The organism is Borreliella carolinensis, from assembly GCF_032595855.2.
Taxonomy (GTDB): Bacteria; Spirochaetota; Spirochaetia; order Borreliales; family Borreliaceae; genus Borreliella; species Borreliella carolinensis.
The window spans coordinates 262,837-278,393 of the sequence record NZ_CP132453.1 but is presented as its reverse complement, the minus strand read 5'-3'; the positions used below and the strand labels follow the sequence as shown (position 1 = coordinate 278,393).

Here is a 15,557-nt window from a genome sequence, read left to right as displayed (position 1 = left end):
ATATAAGGATTTGTATATGGATACATTTGAAGTTTTTAAGATTTCTGTTGTTGGATCTTTTAAAGCTAGACAATTTTTAAGTGAAAGTGAAAAGCGTAAAAGATTAAAAATTAATCAAAATGCTAGATATAGATTTTTAAGAGATTGTCATGCTGACTCTGAGGTTAGCAATGTGTGTGTAGTTAGCAAGGTCGAGGATAATTATTTGCTTTCGTTTCCAGTTAAAAAAAATAAGAATAAAGAGAAGGTAATGCTTAATTTATATTCTGATAAATTTGAAGATCCTAAAATTGGCAAAAATGTTAATATTAAGAGATAAAATGTTTTAGGGTTTTTATATGTTTATTGTTTTTTATCTTATTTTAATTATATTTATGTTTATATATTTTCATGTGTATGTTAATTTGAAAATAAAATCTAATAGCATACTTAGAAAGTTCAAAAGTGAGGTAGATAAAACAATTATTGAAATTAATCAAGCTACAGATAGAAATATAAATATTATTGAAATAAAAATTGAAAGTTTAAATAGAATCATTAAAGAGGTTGACGAGAGAATTGAAATTCTTGATCAGAGACTGCTGGGGTTTAACAGTACTCTTCCTGGTAATAGTTCTTCTAGCTTTGGATCGAAAAATGATGAAATTTATAAAAGCAATTTGGATTATTCTATGCCTACTATTGAAAAGAATATAATAAAAGAAAGTTATAATGTTCGCAATCAGATTATTTTACTTCATGAACAAGGCATGTCTTTTGAAGCTATTGCTAAAAAGTTTAAATTAGATCTAGGTGAGGTTGAGTTAATTATTTCAATACATAGGGGAGGTATTCATGAAAAAATGGATAGGTATTGATCTTGGAACCACAAATACTGTGGCATCGTATTTTGATGTTAGTTCTAAGATAATATTAAATGAAATGGGCGAGCGAATGACTCCTTCCATTGTTTCTTTCTCAGATAAGGATGTTTTTGTTGGAAGTGCCGCTAAAAATCAAATATTAGTCAATCCACAAAAAACATTTTATGATTTTAAAACCAACATAGGTTCTAATAACTTTTATAAAGTAGATGACGAATTTTATAGAGCAGAATATATTTCAGCACATTTGCTCTCTAGTGTTAAAAAGAATGCTGAAAAATTTTTAGATGAAGAGATCGAAAATGTTGTAATAACAGTTCCTGCATATTTTTCTGAGATTCAAAGAAGATGTGTTGTTGAGGCTGCAAATATTGCTGGTTTGAATTGTAAGGCTATACTTAATGAACCAACCGCAGCTGCTATTGCTTATGCCTTTGAAAGAAAGATCGATGGAATTTTTCTTATTTATGATCTTGGGGGTGGGACTTTTGATGTAACTCTTATGGAAAAACAAGGCGACACTTATACTGTTCTTTCGGTTAAAGGGCAAAGTCGGCTTGGAGGCAATGATTTTAATAAAATTATTGAAAAGCATGTTTTAGATAGTTTTAAAAATGAATATCCTGATTTTAATCTAGAAGATATTTTTCTTCTAGAACAACTAAGAGAACGAATTGAAGAGGGTAAAAAAAATTTATCTGTTATGGAAGAGGTTGATATTACTTTGCTTTTCCTTGATGGTAAGCATTTAAATTATAATCTTAAAAGGGATGAATTTAATTCAATGATAAGTGAATATATTGACAAAACTATTCAGTTATCTATGGAATGTATTGCTGATTCTGGAGTTGATATTAGTAGTGTTTCAAAAATTATACTTTCTGGTGGTTCAACAAGGATTCCCTTGATCCAAAAAGTTTTAAAAGAATCTTTTCCTTCTGTTTCAATTTTAGATGCTTTAAATCAAGATGAAGTTGTAGCTATTGGTGCTGGTATTCATGCTTTTAGTCTTTCTAGAAATGACTCTGTTATCAAGTTTAAGGATGTGACTCCTTATTCTCTTGGACTTGAGATAAAAGACAATGAATTTTTTACTTTAATAGAGAGAAATGCTGCTTTACCAATTTCTAGGAGTAAACTATTTACGACTACCAATGATTATCAAGATGAAATTGAGATTCACATACTTCAAGGTGAATATAAAAAAGCCTCTTTGAATTATTCTATAGGTAGGTTTTCTTTTGGCAATATTCAAAAAGCTTTAAGAGGAATTCCTAAAATAGAGGTACTCTTTACTTTAAATGAAAGTGGTATTTTGAGTGTTAATGCTAAAGATTTAGAAACCAATTCTTCTAATTTTATTGAAATAAAAATTACAAGCTCATCTGACAATGTAGCAAAAGAAAGCCTTTCAAGCACTTTTACAAGTATTATTGATTAAAAGCTTAAATAAACAAAGATTTTTTTAAAAGTAATAAATTATTTTTCCCAATATGTTGTCAATTTTTATAAATCCGTAATCTCTTGAGTCTAATGAGATCTGCTTGTTTTCTCCTATAACTAAATAGTGGTCTTCAGGAATTTTTTTAATATTTTTTTTAAAAAAATTTTCATCTATTTTAAAGTTTAAATCATGTATGCATATTTTATTTTTTTCTATTTGTTTAAATTTTTCTCCTGGAATTGCAAAAATTTTTTTAACGGCAATTTTGTTTGTTATGGGGTCTTTAATAAGTACCATTTCATTTTTTTTGGGGTTTTTCCATAATAAAAGGTATTTTTGGCGTTTTTTAAGCCTAATTCCATATGCAAATTTATGATTTACAATCCAATTTTTTTCAAATATTTTTGGGCTCATTGATTCGCCTTTTACTATGTAAAATGATAAGAACAACTTTATTAGGGTTATTAAAAATAAGCAAGCGGCTAAAATCGACGCTAGTTCATATTTGTGGGCTTTAAATATTCTCATAACTTTTAAACGATGCTTTCAGTCAAATGCAATTTTCTATTGTATAATGAAATAGCATGTTATGATTATACCAAAAAAAAAACAAAGGGTAGAAAAACGTAAAAAAAATTTTTTATTCAATAATAAAAAGAATGTTAATTTTGAATTAAAAGATTTTGCAAATATTTCTAATATTGGCAAAAGAAGAAAAAAAGGTTTCAAGTTTAAGAACTTTTTTAAAAAAAAAATCAATTTTTTTAAAAAAGTTTCTTTATTTTTTTATAATCTTAAAATACAAAATATTAATCATTATGAATATAAATATTATTATAAGAGCTTAAGAGAGAAAATTTTTGATATCTTTAGTGTAAAATTTGATTATAAGCTTATTTTTAAGCTTAATGCAATAATCTTTGTTTTTATATTAACATTTTATATTAATATTTTTTCTTATTATGGTTCGTATGTTTTTTTAAATAGGCTTTCTTTACCCAAAGATTATTTTATTGATACATTTTTATATTATAGCGATCAAGATGTAGCTCAAATTAGTAGTTATTTGCCCGAATCTAATGTTTCTTCAAATGTTCCTAGATTTAAAAAAAATTTTGTATTAAAGGTATTTGATCATAAAATTAAGCCTGGAGAAACGCTTTCACATGTTGCAGCTAGATATCAAATAACTAGTGAAACCTTGATTTCTTTTAATGAAATTAAAGATGTAAGAAGTATTAAGCCAAATTCAATTATTAAAGTTCCTAATATGAAAGGAATTGTTTATGTTGTTAAAAAAAATGACTCTATTTCATCTATAGCCAGTGTTTATAATGTTCCCAAAGTTGATATTTTAGATTCTAATAATCTTGATAATGAAGTGTTGTCTTTAGGGCAAAAATTGTTTATTCCCGGAGGAAGATTGCCCAAAGATTTTTTAAAGGAGGTGTTAGGAGAGACTTTTATTTATCCTGTGCAGGGTGTTATTACTTCCGGATATGGTTATCGACCAGATCCTTTTACAGGAGTTATTAGTTTTCACAATGGAATAGATATTGCAAATTTAGCTAATACCCCTATTAAAGCTTCAAGAGAGGGCATTGTTGTAACTGTTGGATTTAATGCGGGAGGGTATGGGAAATATATTGTTATTTCTCACAGCAACGGATTTCAAACTTTATATGCACATTTGAATTCTTTTGCCGTTAAGGTTGGTAAAAAAGTTTCAAGGGGATCGGTAATAGGTTATATGGGGAGCACTGGCTATAGTACGGGCAATCATCTGCATTTTACTATTTTTAAGAATGGCAAAACTGAAAATCCTATGAAATATTTAAGATAATATTTTTTCATGTGTATTTAGATATGTTAATTTTTTTAAGTATTTGAGTTAGTTTTTTGCCTTCTACTAGATCGATAAGCCTTCCTTCAATCATTTGCTTTGCCTTTAAAGAGAATTTTGATGGAGCAATACAGAGTCCTTTTATTTTATTTTCTTTTATTTTTGAAATGAAATCTTTTAAGAACAATTCACCAAAAGTATCTTGTTCAGTTCTTACAAAGCGCACTATTAAATTTTCTTCCCATTGATTGTTAGCTAGGTGAAAGTTTATATCAATAAATTGTGTTGTTATTTCGTTTATTTTAGAATCTCTTATTTGAAATTTATTTAAATATAGTTTTAAAATAATTTCATTTGCTATTTTTTCAAAATTTTCTTTTGAGCTGCGTAAATATATTCTTAAGGCGATATTTTCGTTTAACCTTTTGCTAAATTCTAATTTTTCTTTAATATTTTTATAATTTGGATCAATCTCTTCAACTTTGGTAAAAGCTTCTGTAGCTTTTTGATAATTTTCAACAGAGATTTGGAGTTCTCCAAGATTATAAAATAATTCAAGGAAAATTTTTTTAGGCAAGTCAGGTTTTACTTTTATTATTTCTTTAATATTTTGTTCTAATTTTTCTAATTCTTTATTTTTTGAATGAATCTCAGATGTAATCAATAAAGCTTCATAAATCATTCCGTCTTTTTGTTTTATTTTGTTAGCAATCTCTATTGCTAAATGGTCTTGATTCATTTTTGACAAAGACTTAGCATATGCCAAAAGAGCTTCAATGTCGTCTTGTATATTTTTTTTTATATTGTTAAATATCATAACAGCTTGTCTATAGCTTTCTAGATTAAATAAAGTTATTCCTAAGTATTTTAGGACATCTTTATTATTTTTATTAAAATTGTGAACTTTTTTAAGATAGTAAAGCGCTTCTTTATACATTTCGTTTTTTAAAAATGCTATGCCAAGATAATAATTTGCATCCTCATCTGTTTTTTTTATCAGAAAAGCTTTTCTTAAATATTCCAAAGCTTCTCTGTTAAAATTTCTTTTAAGATTATAAAATCCATAGCTTAAAAAAGCTTTAAATGTGTTTATTTCTTGACTTATTGGGTTGTCTTCTATTAATTGGCATAATTTTTTTGCATATTTTATACCATTTTCATAGTCTTTATTTTTATAGTAGTAATTATTTAAAGTTTCAAGTGCACCTATTTCGTTTGGATTTGTTTTCAATAGAGAAATTGCTCTTTCGATTAATTTTCGGGTTCTCTCATCATCTTTTTTAATTTTTCCTATATTTTTGCCTATTGTAAGTTTTAATGCTATTTTAAAAAATAAAAATACTAAAATAAATACTGTAAATGAAGAGATTAATATAAATAGTGACAGCACTTGTATTGCTCCTAAATTAAAAATATCTCATTAATTTGCATCATCATAGTTACTTTTAATAAAAGTTATTTGCTTAAAATAAAAGTAATTTGTAAGTTGAATATCACATTATTTATATTATATTATAGTTATAATAATAATGATAACTATAATTTAGTGCATAAGTTTGATTTCAATAAAATTAACAAAGCAAAGAGGTTATGATTTTTGAAAGGGTTTTTAGCGATAAAATTATCTAATAATGAGTATTATTCGGTTTTAAATTTAGATGATAGTTCTGTTAAGAGAATAATATTGGGCAAGGTTGAAGGTGATACCAGTATTAAGTTGAATTTTTATGTTAGTGAATATGAAGATTTTTCAGATCCTTTTTTAGTTGGTTCTTTTTTCTTAGATAATTTAAAAAAGGAAAGTTTGAGTATCAATGTTTATTTTAAAGTTATGGATGAAATACTTTATGTTTATAGTGAGTCTGATGGGATTCAAGATAAATCGAAGTTTGATTTAAGTCTTGTAGATTTTAATCAAACTTTTAAAGGATCTAATAGGGATAACCCTTTAAATGATTTTAAAAGTAATATTGGCAATAATTTGTCTGTTGAAAATTTGGGTTCTGAATTTGATTTAAATTTTGAAGAAAAAGATGATTTTGTCAAAAAAGATGTTTCTGATGTAAGTATGTCTACTATTAATTCTTTAGATCTAAAAACCGAAAAAGATCAAAAAATTGAAACAAATGACTCAGATTTCGAAGATTTTGATGATAATGACGACGATAGTCTTGTTGATTCTAAAGAGCTTAATTTAAAAACTGAAAAAATCAAGCATATTGACGAGAGATCTTTAAATCTTAATAATTTTGAGTTTCAAAAATTAGAAGATTCTTCTTTAGAGGAAGAGGAAGATTTGCGTGATTTAAGCGTTGAAGACATCATTGCAGATATTGACAAGGAGTTAATAGATACTTCAGATGAAGATGTTGAACGAGATCTTAGAGAAGATTTTGAAAATGATGAGATGAAAAATGGTTTTAAATTAAATTCAAGTGAAGGGGTGGTTCATTCTCCTATGTTGTATTTGAGCCTTATTTCTCTTTTTCTTTTGATCTTTTTTTCTTTGTTTTTAGTTTTTTCAAAAATTTTAAAGCCTAGAGATTTTGTTTCATATTACTTTGAATATGGTAAAAAGAGAATTGAGAGATATGAAAAAGATCAATATATTTAATAGAAGTTCTTTCGTATTACAAAATTTTCTTTTTCTTTTTTTATTTTTAAGTTTAGTTTCTTGCTTTGCAAAAAAAGAAATCTCAGGCAATAATTTTATTAGGGCGCATTCAAAAGAGTTTGATTTAAATAATTTAAATTGGTTATGGAATTTTGATTATTCAAAAAAAAATTTTGACAAGCATTTTAATATAGATCCAAATTCTTATATATATGTTGCTTATTTATTTAAAAAAATAGGATTTGAAGAGAAATTTGTAGAGTATATGAAAAAGGCTATAGCTAACGGGGATAGTATTGCATCTCAATTTGCTGGAATTAAGCTTATTGAATATTTTAACTCAATAAAAGAATATTTTGCATCTGAATTGATTGGGGAGAAGCTTTATAAAAAATACGAAAATAATAAATTTATTATCTTAGGTTACTTTAAAAGTCTTTATTGGCAAAAGAAAAATGATAAGGCACTTAGTCTTTTAAATAAGCTTGATAAGATGGAATTTCCTGATTATCAGGAAAATGAAAATATTTTATTAAAAGCAGCTCTTTATCTTAATCTTTCTAATGTAAGTGAGTCAAAAATTTACTTTAATGAACTTTTTGAGAATTTACCTGCAAATTATTTACATGTAAGAGCTTATGATTATTTTATTATTGAAAATAAGTCTAAATACTTTGGTGCAAATTTTTTAAATCTTGTTAGATTTAAGTATGAAGTGGCAAATGGCAATTTTAATAGTGCAATAAATATATTAAATAAAAATGGTTTAAATGATTATTATGATAATAACATTGTATTAAGTGATATTTATAAGGCTTTTATTAGTTCTGGCAAAGTTTCAAATGCGTTAACATTTTTTAGTAAAATAAAGAGCAAATATAAAAATTATTATTTAGGTATTTTAAATCTTAGAGAAAAAAATAATTTAGGACTTCTTCTTTTAAAAGAATATCTTGAAGGTTTAAATCTTAATAATGAGATTAATAGGCTTGATTTGCTTAATACTGCTTTTAGCAATTTAATTTTTACTAAGAGTGCAAGAGATTATTTTGCCGAAAGCGTAGCCAAGTTTTATACTGAAAGCGATAAAAGAAATTCTACTTTTATTAAGATTTTAGAAGATTATATTTTAGAATCAATTCAGCTTGAAGACTATGACAATCTTTATAAACTTTATTCTAATGCTCAAAAAGTTATTTCTAATTCTATTTTGTCTAAGCTTGCTTTTATTAATGCAAGGCTTATATATCATAAATTAATTAAACCTGGTGTAAACGGAGAATATAAGAGTCTGTTGCATTCTGCTGTTAATTATGATAAATGGTCTTATTCTTCATTTATGAGCAGATACTTGCTAGATCAAAATATTGATGAATTTTTTATAGGTGGGTCTGATATTAAATATGAACAATCCGATTATGAGATTTTTTTGGAAGGGTTTTTAAAATTCAATCTTTGCAATTATGTTAGAGGGTTTATTTCTGAGGATTTTAGGAATGGATATAAATTTTCACTCGATTTTTATCGAAAAGTATATGATGAGCTTTTAAAGAGTGAAAATTACTACGATGCAACTCTTGTGATTAATTATCTTGTAAATCAAGATGAATCGGCTTTGATGGAAAATGATTATAAAAGGCTTTATCCTTATTTGTATGGATCTTTGGTAGAATATTGGTCTAAAAGGCGAGGGCTTGAAACCAGCGTTGTATTTTCTTTAATAAAAGCGGAGAGTAGTTTTGAGAAAAATGCTGTCTCAAAACCAGGTGCTGTTGGCCTTATGCAGGTTATGCCATCAACAGCAAATGATATTTCTAAAGAACTTAAGTATTTTAATTATGATTTAAAGATTCCAAAAGATAATATAATAATTGGAACATATTATTTGAAAAAAAGAATATCTACAACCGGCAGTCTTTATAAGGCTCTTGCATCTTACAATGGAGGCATTGGCAATGTTAGAAAGTGGGAAAAAAGTTATGGACATTTGTCAAAAGAGCTTTTTATTGAGGCAATTCCTTTTAGTCAGACTAGAAATTATATTAAAAAAATATTGGTTTATTCGGTATTTTATGACGCTTTGTATGAAAAAAAGGGAATAGATTCGGTAATAGTTGAAATTATGGGCGAATTTCCCAAAAATTAGTGTGGAGCATTTAATGACAAATATTTTAAATGCAATTATTTTGGGCATTGTTCAAGGCATTACAGAGTTTTTGCCAATATCTAGTTCGGGACATTTATTACTTTTTAGGCATTTTATGAATTTAAAGCTCTCAATAATATTTGACATTTATTTACATCTTGCAACAGTTTTAGTGATTATTATTTACTATCGCCAAAGGATTTTAGAGCTTTTTTTAACTTTTATTAGATTTTCTATAAGAAAAACTGATAAATCTGATTTAGAAAATTTAAAATTAATGCTGCTGATATTAATAATAACTATTGTTACCGGAGTTGTTGGAATTTTTATTTCAAAATACGAGAGAATGTTTACATTGCCTTTTGTTTTAATTAATTTTATTATAACAGGGATTTTAATCTTGATGCTAGAATTTAATTTTTTAAAAATTGATTTTAAAGGCAATATTTTGTTAGTGGGAATTTTTATGGGGCTGATGCAGGGCTTAGGTGCATTCCCGGGAATCTCTCGTTCGGGAGTTACAATCTTTTCTGCCTCGGTTATTGGATTTAATAGAAAAAGTGCATTTGAAATTTCATTTTTATCTTTAATCCCAATAGTTTTTGGAGCAATTTTGTTAAAACATAAAGAATTTTATGATATTTTTATGGTTTTAAATTTTTTTGAAATAAACTTAGGAGCATTGGTTGCTTTTGTTGTTGGTATTTTCTCAATAAATTTCTTTTTTAAAATGCTTAATAACAAAAAGCTGTATTATTTTTCGATATATTTATTTGCACTTTCAATTATAAGTTTGTTATTTTTTAGAATATGAAAGATTTTTATCAGTATTTTCAATTTTTGTTTTTTTTCATGCTTTCGGTTATTTCTTTTTCTCTTTTTGTAGCATTGACCCCTTTAAACAATGTATTTATATTTTTTGTTTTTAATTTATTAGGACAAATACTTCTTAATGTGTTTTCATTTTTGTCATTTTATTTAATAGTATATCCAATTGTTAATTGGTACGCTTATAAAAAACATATTTTTACTAAACGATTTGTATTTAATTGGAATTATACTGTAATATTGTTTTTCACTTTAATATTTTTAATAAAAATTAATTCTAATGTTGAAAAGTCTTATTTTATTAAGATATTTCTTATTAATTTTGGTATAGTGTTAGGGAATTTTTTTATTTTTACTCTTTTAATTTTAGAATTTGTTGTTTGGATTTACTTGAATTATATCTTTTTTAAAGATATAAATTTTATTTTAGATGCTTTTAAGTTTTTAGAGTTTAAGATTAAAATTTTGTTTGAAAATATATTAAGTTATTTCCCCTTTTCAAATTCATTAGATGTAAAAAAAGATATTAAAGTTTATGGAGATTCTGCAGATGATCTAAAAGATTCTCAAGGTTTTGATGATAAAGAGAATATTATTAATGATGAGGAATATCAGGCTTTATGGTCATTTAGCGCTTTTTTAAGAAACAATAAAAAGCCTTCCAATATTAATTTAGACAAAACTGTTTTTGAAGGCTCAGAACTCGAAGAAGCAAGCCCTTTAAATAAGGAGACTTCAAATGATAGCGCTTTAAATTCAGATGAAAATGTAGATGAAATTGATGGGTCTTGTGAGTATAAATATTTAGACAATCTTGAGGATAATAAGTTAATTCTTAGTGGAAAAGTTAAAGCCTGTGAGATAAGGACTAAGGGCATAATCAGTCAAGTTACTACTTCTCATGTTTATAACGAAAATGTATCTTTGAATAAAAAAAGCGATTCTTACATTATTGATATTTCAGTTTTTGATCAAAAAGAGATTAAAAATGATGTAGAGGACATTGAATATGATAAAGAAATTCAAAAGCAATCAATGATTCTCCAAGAGACATTAAAAGAGTTTAATATTAATGCAAAATTAATTGATATTATTAAGGGCCCTGTTGTGACAATGTATGCTGTTCGTCCAGATAAGGGAATTAAGCTTTCTAAGATTACTTCTATTTCTGATAATATTGCCTTAAGGCTTGCGGCTATTAGGGTTAGGATTATTGCTCCAATTCCTGGCAGAGAAGCTGTAGGAATTGAAATTCCTAATAAAAGGCGTGAGTTTATTTTGATTTCAGAGATAATAGACAGTAAGGAATTCAGAGGTGATTTTAAAATTCCTTTTGCTCTTGGAAAAGAGATTAGTGGTGAAAATATTGTTTTTGACCTTGTTAATTCTCCACATTTGTTGATAGCTGGTGCAACAGGGGCGGGTAAATCTGTTTGTGTGAACTCGTTAATTGCTTCAATTATTTTTTCAAAATCTCCAGATGAAGTGAAATTAATTATGATAGATCCCAAAATAGTTGAGCTTAAACTTTTCAATGATATTCCTCATTTATTAACCCCAGTTATTACAGATGTCAAGAGAGCTTTAGAAGCTCTTAGATGGTGTCTTGATGAAATGGAGAGAAGGTATGTGCTTCTTGATAATTTATTGGTAAGAGATATTTCTTCTTATAATAAAAAAATAAAAGATGAGAATTTAAATTTAATGGTTTTGCCATATCTTGTAATAATTATTGATGAATTTGCAGATCTTATTCTTTCTGCAAGAAAAGATTTGGAAAATTTAATTTCTAGGCTTGCTGCAATGGCTAGAGCTGTGGGGATTCATTTGGTTCTTGCAACCCAAAGACCCTCAGTCGATGTTATTACGGGTGTAATAAAAGCCAATTTTCCTTCAAGGATTTCTTTCATGGTAGCCAGTTCTATGGATTCTAGAATAATTCTTGGGTCTTCTGGTGCTGAAAAGCTTTTAGGAAAAGGGGATATGCTTTATATTAGCTCTTTAAATCCTTTTCCCCAAAGAATTCAGGGTGGATTTTTAAAGGAAAGAGAAGTTTACAGACTTGTTGAAGAGGTTAAAAAATTTGGTTCTCCAAATTATATTGATGATGAAATATTTATTGATAGCGCAAAAGAGTCAGATTTAGTTGCTCTTGGACCTTCTGATGAACCAATGTTTGATGAAGCTCTTGAGATTGTTAAAGTCACAAGAAAAGCATCAGCATCTTATCTGCAAAGAAGGTTGAAGATAGGCTACAATAGAGCAGCTAGAATTATTGAAATTATGGAAGATATGGGATATGTAGGACCCGTTAATGGATCAAAACCAAGAGAGGTATTAATTTAAAATAAAGAGATATCCATTTGAACATCTCTTGTGATCTCTATCTATTAGTTTTTTGTTTTAACTTTCTTACTTTTTTTGCTTGTTTTCTTTTAAAAGCTTTTTCCTTTTTTACACGTATTGTGGATGGTTTCTCATAGTATTCTCTTCTTTTCCATTCGCGAATAATTGCTTCTTTTTCAATCATTCTTTTAAAACGTTTCAATGCTTTTTCAAGATTTTCATTTTTGTCCACAGTGACTGTTACCAAAAAATCACCTCCTTTTACTCTATTCTTTTAATATTATTTATTATTTTATTTTTGTCAATAAGCATGTCATTTAAAAGGAAATCTGGGTTTATTGCTATGCCATTAATTCTTACTTCGAAGTGTAAATGAGGGCCTGTTGAGAGGCCTGTATTTCCAGTATGTCCAATATATTCCCCAGCACTAACTATTTTATTTTCACTTATTCCTAATTTTGAGAGGTGAAGGTAAATTGTGAATACGCCCGGTAAATGTTGTATTATAAGGGTATTACCCGTTAGCTCTCTATTTTGTGCAAATACAACTTTTCCTTTACCAGCAGCAAAAATTGGAGTATTTTCTCTTTTAAATGGGGCATAATCAATTCCATTGTGCATTGTATAATTTGAAATTTTTTTGCTACCTTGCATGTAAAGCCTTAAATCTCCGTATTGGCTTGTTACAATATATTGATCTTTTATTGGTTTAACTAAAGCATCATAGTGGTATATTGTTGTGTCTCCAGTATTGCCAATAATATTCCACAAAACCAAAGCCTGTTCTTTTTGTTTTATTGATTTTTTTTGGGTTATAAGCTTGGCTTTTTCTTTATTAAAGCTAATTTTTGTTTTTTTGAAGTTAAATTTTTTTATTTCTATTTCTTTGATGTAGCTTTTATTTTCGAATTCTATTTGAATTTTTCTTTTACCCTCTTTTATCATTGGTGTAATCCCCATAAATGCTATGTAATAAATTTTATTTCCCACTGTAAATTTAAATGGAGAAGAGCTTATGATTGGATTTTTATTTGTGCTTAAAAGTGATAAACTTTTAAAATTTTTGTTACTTGCAAAGTATATGTAATCTCCTTGAAATGCTTCTTTTTTATATTGGACTTTAGGAACAGTATTTGTTATTTCTGAATTTATATTTTCTATTCCTAGAATACATAATATAAGTAAAGCTTTTTGTATTCTATGCATTGATTTGAGCGCTCTTTTTTATGTCTATGATTTTCAAAATTTTTTCCCTAGGACAATAAAAATCTTCATTAACTGTAAAAATGATGTCCAAGTATTGATCTTCTTTTATATCCAATTCTTCTATTGTTTTTGTTCCGTTAAAAAAAATGGCTTTATAGTAATCGTTTTGTGATTTAATGCGCATGTTTATATGTTTTGAGCTATGATTTTTGTCAATTATTTTGAGTTCTTGAAGATAAACATTTTCCATCATTAAGATTGGCTCTCTAAATTCATAGCCATAAGGTTCAAATATTTCTATTGTTTTGAAAAGAGAATCTTTTGTTAAATTCTTTGGAAGAATGGCATCTATTAGTATTGATTTGTTTTCATCAGCAGGTTCATATTCAACTTTTGTAGTTGCGTATTCCAATTCTTTAATAAAGTCTTCTAGTAAATTTTCATGCAGCGTAAATCCAGCAGCAGCTTTATGCCCCCCCGAATTTATTACTAAATGGGAAGGTATTATTGATATTAGTGTTTTTGAATTGATTTTATTGTTTGATCTAATTGATCCTTTAATAATATTGTCTTGCTTTGTTAAAAAAATAGCAACTTTTTGGTAGTAAGCAGAAAGTCTAGTTGCAATTCTAGAGCTTATTCCTTTTGGGGTATTTTTATCGTAGCAGACTATGAATTTATCGTTTTTAAAAATAGTATTTTTATTATGTGAATTCCAAGCTTTTTCTTCTTTGTGTTTTCTCAGTTCGTTGATTTCTTTTATTTCTTTAAATTTATTTTCTATTTGATTAATGTCGTTAGTTAGTAAATAATTTATTGCAATATCTGCTTTTTCAAGCCTTCCTGTTGAATTTAGTATTGGTGCAATTTTATATGCAACATCCATTGAATTTATATTTGGTTTTGTTAATATGTTTGCATCTTTTAATAGATAGTTAATAGACATTCTCTCTCTTAGTGCGATTTCTTTAAGCCCTACTTTTAGGATTATTCTGTTTTCATTAATAATGGGCATATTGTCTGCTATTGTTCCTATTGCAACAAAGCTAAGTCTTTTTAGACATTTTTGGAGCAAATTTTTGTTAGTTTCAAAAATTATGTTGTAAAATATATAGTAAAGCTTGTCTTTAATCTCAATTTCTTTATATTTGAAATATTTAGTTGCTTGGATTAAGTCAGTTAATGTTTTTTTTCTAAAATTTGGATATTTTTTTATAAAATTTTCACTAATATCAATTGTGTTTATGTTTCTTGCGAAGTGTTTATTTAGTAATTGGTCTTGATCTTCTTTGTTAAAGATTACTACGTATTTGTTTTGTACAAATTTTTCTAGTTTGTTTGAGTTAATTAAGGGTTCATTTTTATTATTTAATCTTAAATATTGTTTTAGAATGTAGTTGTTTATTTCTATTGCATGAAGAATAATTTCATTTTTTGTGTTTTCTAAAAATAAAAATACAAGATTTTTAGAATAAAGGTCTGTAAAGGATATGCTAAGAGCAAGGCAAGTTTTAAAACTTACACAACATCCCGCTATTTCTTTGAATGGATATTTGTCATCTTTTAGATGAGGATTTATAACTATGCTTTCAGTTTTAAAGTCTTCGCCTGGAAGATGGTGGTCTGTTATTATTATTTCTATTCCTTTAGAGTTTGCATAATTTATTTCTTCAATGCTAGAAATGCCATTATCAACAGTTATTATTAAAGAGATTTTTTTTTCTAAAGCTCTGTTAATCAATTCATTTGAAAGTCCATAAAATTCCCCATTTGAAGGTATTTTATAGCTTACATTAAGCCCAAAGTCTTTAAGAGTTTCATACATTATTATTGTTGCGGTGATTCCATCAGCATCTTTATCTCCAAAGATTAATATGTTTTCATTATTTTTGATTGCTTTATTAATTCTGTTTATAAATTTATCTATATTTTTTAATAAAAATGGGTTGTGTAATAGATTTACACTGTCTTCAAGAAAAAACATAAAATCTTCTTCTTTGATTTCTCGCTTTATGAGTAAAGTTGCTTCAAAGGTATTAATATTATATTGCTTGGCAATGCGAGTTAATTCTTGGGCTTGTATATTAGTTTCTTTTTGTTTCCAAATTTTCATTTACTTCTCTAGAATTCATTTTTAATCGATTTTTCAAGGATTCTTCTTTACTAACTTCACCATAGATTAATTTTAAGTAGTAGCATTATTTTTTTTATTGAATGGTGTAGTTTTAGTGGATTGTAATTTTTACTGTAATCCAAATTCATGGGCA

At 26.9% G+C, this 15,557-nt stretch carries 13 protein-coding genes; 8 read left to right on the top strand and 5 right to left on the bottom strand.

What is annotated here, in order from left to right; all coding sequences use genetic code 11:
- The first annotated feature begins 16 nt into the window (after positions 1-16).
- Genes QIA46_RS01315 through QIA46_RS01305 form a run of 3 tightly spaced genes read left to right on the top strand, consistent with a single transcriptional unit; the run spans position 17 to position 2,304 of the window.
- Positions 17-319 carry a hypothetical protein gene (locus QIA46_RS01315; protein WP_317268169.1) on the top strand — a complete coding sequence of 101 codons (303 nt, stop codon included), beginning with the start codon at positions 17-19 and terminating at the stop codon, positions 317-319.
- Positions 320-338: 19 nt separating this feature from the next.
- On the top strand, positions 339-857 hold the full coding sequence (locus QIA46_RS01310; protein ID WP_317268168.1) for a DUF6115 domain-containing protein: 519 nt from the start codon (positions 339-341) through the stop codon (positions 855-857).
- Positions 835-2,304: an Hsp70 family protein gene (locus QIA46_RS01305; protein WP_317268167.1), complete on the top strand. Its 1,470-nt coding sequence runs from the start codon at positions 835-837 to the stop codon at positions 2,302-2,304. The genes QIA46_RS01310 and QIA46_RS01305 overlap by 23 nt, the downstream gene beginning before the upstream one ends.
- Positions 2,305-2,328: 24 nt before the next feature.
- On the opposite strand, the gene lepB is transcribed toward QIA46_RS01305, so the two are convergent.
- On the bottom strand, positions 2,329-2,835 hold the full coding sequence (lepB, locus tag QIA46_RS01300) for a signal peptidase I (protein WP_317268166.1): 507 nt from the start codon (positions 2,833-2,835) through the stop codon (positions 2,329-2,331).
- Between the two features lie 61 nt (positions 2,836-2,896).
- Between lepB and QIA46_RS01295 the strand changes: the two genes are divergently transcribed.
- Positions 2,897-4,150, top strand: coding sequence for a M23 family metallopeptidase (locus tag QIA46_RS01295; RefSeq protein WP_317268165.1), 1,254 nt, complete (start codon positions 2,897-2,899; stop codon positions 4,148-4,150).
- Positions 4,151-4,157: 7 nt separating this feature from the next.
- Here the strand turns inward: QIA46_RS01295 and QIA46_RS01290 are convergent, their stop codons facing one another.
- On the bottom strand, positions 4,158-5,540 hold the full coding sequence (locus tag QIA46_RS01290) for a tetratricopeptide repeat protein (protein WP_316256077.1): 1,383 nt from the start codon (positions 5,538-5,540) through the stop codon (positions 4,158-4,160).
- 207 nt (positions 5,541-5,747) lie between these two features.
- On the opposite strand from QIA46_RS01290, the gene QIA46_RS01285 reads away from it, so the two are divergent.
- Genes QIA46_RS01285 through QIA46_RS01270 form a run of 4 tightly spaced genes read left to right on the top strand, consistent with a single transcriptional unit; the run spans position 5,748 to position 12,084 of the window.
- Complete coding sequence (locus QIA46_RS01285; RefSeq protein ID WP_317268164.1) at positions 5,748-6,764, top strand: hypothetical protein; 1,017 nt, start codon at positions 5,748-5,750, stop codon at positions 6,762-6,764.
- The gene (locus tag QIA46_RS01280; protein ID WP_317268561.1) at positions 6,757-8,910 is read left to right on the top strand and encodes a flagellar assembly lytic transglycosylase; all 2,154 of its coding nucleotides are present in this window, start codon (positions 6,757-6,759) and stop codon (positions 8,908-8,910) included. The genes QIA46_RS01285 and QIA46_RS01280 overlap by 8 nt, the downstream gene beginning before the upstream one ends.
- Before the next feature lie 13 nt (positions 8,911-8,923).
- Positions 8,924-9,724, top strand: coding sequence for an undecaprenyl-diphosphate phosphatase (locus QIA46_RS01275; protein ID WP_301341431.1), 801 nt, complete (start codon positions 8,924-8,926; stop codon positions 9,722-9,724).
- The gene (locus QIA46_RS01270) at positions 9,721-12,084 is read left to right on the top strand and encodes a DNA translocase FtsK (RefSeq protein ID WP_317268163.1); all 2,364 of its coding nucleotides are present in this window, start codon (positions 9,721-9,723) and stop codon (positions 12,082-12,084) included. Before QIA46_RS01275 ends, QIA46_RS01270 begins: the two co-directional genes overlap by 4 nt.
- A gap of 37 nt (positions 12,085-12,121) precedes the next feature.
- Here QIA46_RS01270 and rpsU read toward each other — a convergent pair whose 3' ends face one another.
- Genes rpsU through recJ form a run of 3 tightly spaced genes read right to left on the bottom strand, consistent with a single transcriptional unit; the run spans position 12,122 to position 15,403 of the window.
- Positions 12,122-12,331, bottom strand: a complete 210-nt coding sequence (rpsU, locus tag QIA46_RS01265) for a 30S ribosomal protein S21 (RefSeq protein WP_002656880.1) — start codon at positions 12,329-12,331, stop codon at positions 12,122-12,124.
- A gap of 14 nt (positions 12,332-12,345) precedes the next feature.
- Positions 12,346-13,290 (bottom strand): M23 family metallopeptidase, encoded by a 945-nt coding sequence (locus QIA46_RS01260; protein ID WP_301341429.1) that lies wholly within the window; start codon positions 13,288-13,290, stop codon positions 12,346-12,348.
- Entirely contained in the window at positions 13,283-15,403 is a 2,121-nt protein-coding gene (recJ, locus tag QIA46_RS01255) for a single-stranded-DNA-specific exonuclease RecJ (protein ID WP_317268162.1), read from the bottom strand. The genes QIA46_RS01260 and recJ overlap by 8 nt, the downstream gene beginning before the upstream one ends.
- Positions 15,404-15,557: the final 154 nt, after the last annotated feature.

Bases quoted from the DNA above. Each gene is read 5' to 3' on its own strand.
- QIA46_RS01315 (WP_317268169.1), top strand. From the start codon at position 17: ATGGATACATTTGAAGTTTTTAAGATTTCTGTTGTTGGATCTTTTAAA.
- QIA46_RS01310 (WP_317268168.1), top strand. From the start codon at position 339: ATGTTTATTGTTTTTTATCTTATTTTAATTATATTTATGTTTATATAT.
- QIA46_RS01305 (WP_317268167.1), top strand. From the start codon at position 835: ATGAAAAAATGGATAGGTATTGATCTTGGAACCACAAATACTGTGGCA.
- lepB (WP_317268166.1), bottom strand. From the start codon at position 2,835: ATGAGAATATTTAAAGCCCACAAATATGAACTAGCGTCGATTTTAGCC.
- QIA46_RS01295 (WP_317268165.1), top strand. From the start codon at position 2,897: ATGATTATACCAAAAAAAAAACAAAGGGTAGAAAAACGTAAAAAAAAT.
- QIA46_RS01275 (WP_301341431.1), top strand. From the start codon at position 8,924: ATGACAAATATTTTAAATGCAATTATTTTGGGCATTGTTCAAGGCATT.
- QIA46_RS01270 (WP_317268163.1), top strand. From the start codon at position 9,721: ATGAAAGATTTTTATCAGTATTTTCAATTTTTGTTTTTTTTCATGCTT.
- QIA46_RS01260 (WP_301341429.1), bottom strand. From the start codon at position 13,290: ATGCATAGAATACAAAAAGCTTTACTTATATTATGTATTCTAGGAATA.
- recJ (WP_317268162.1), bottom strand. From the start codon at position 15,403: ATGAAAATTTGGAAACAAAAAGAAACTAATATACAAGCCCAAGAATTA.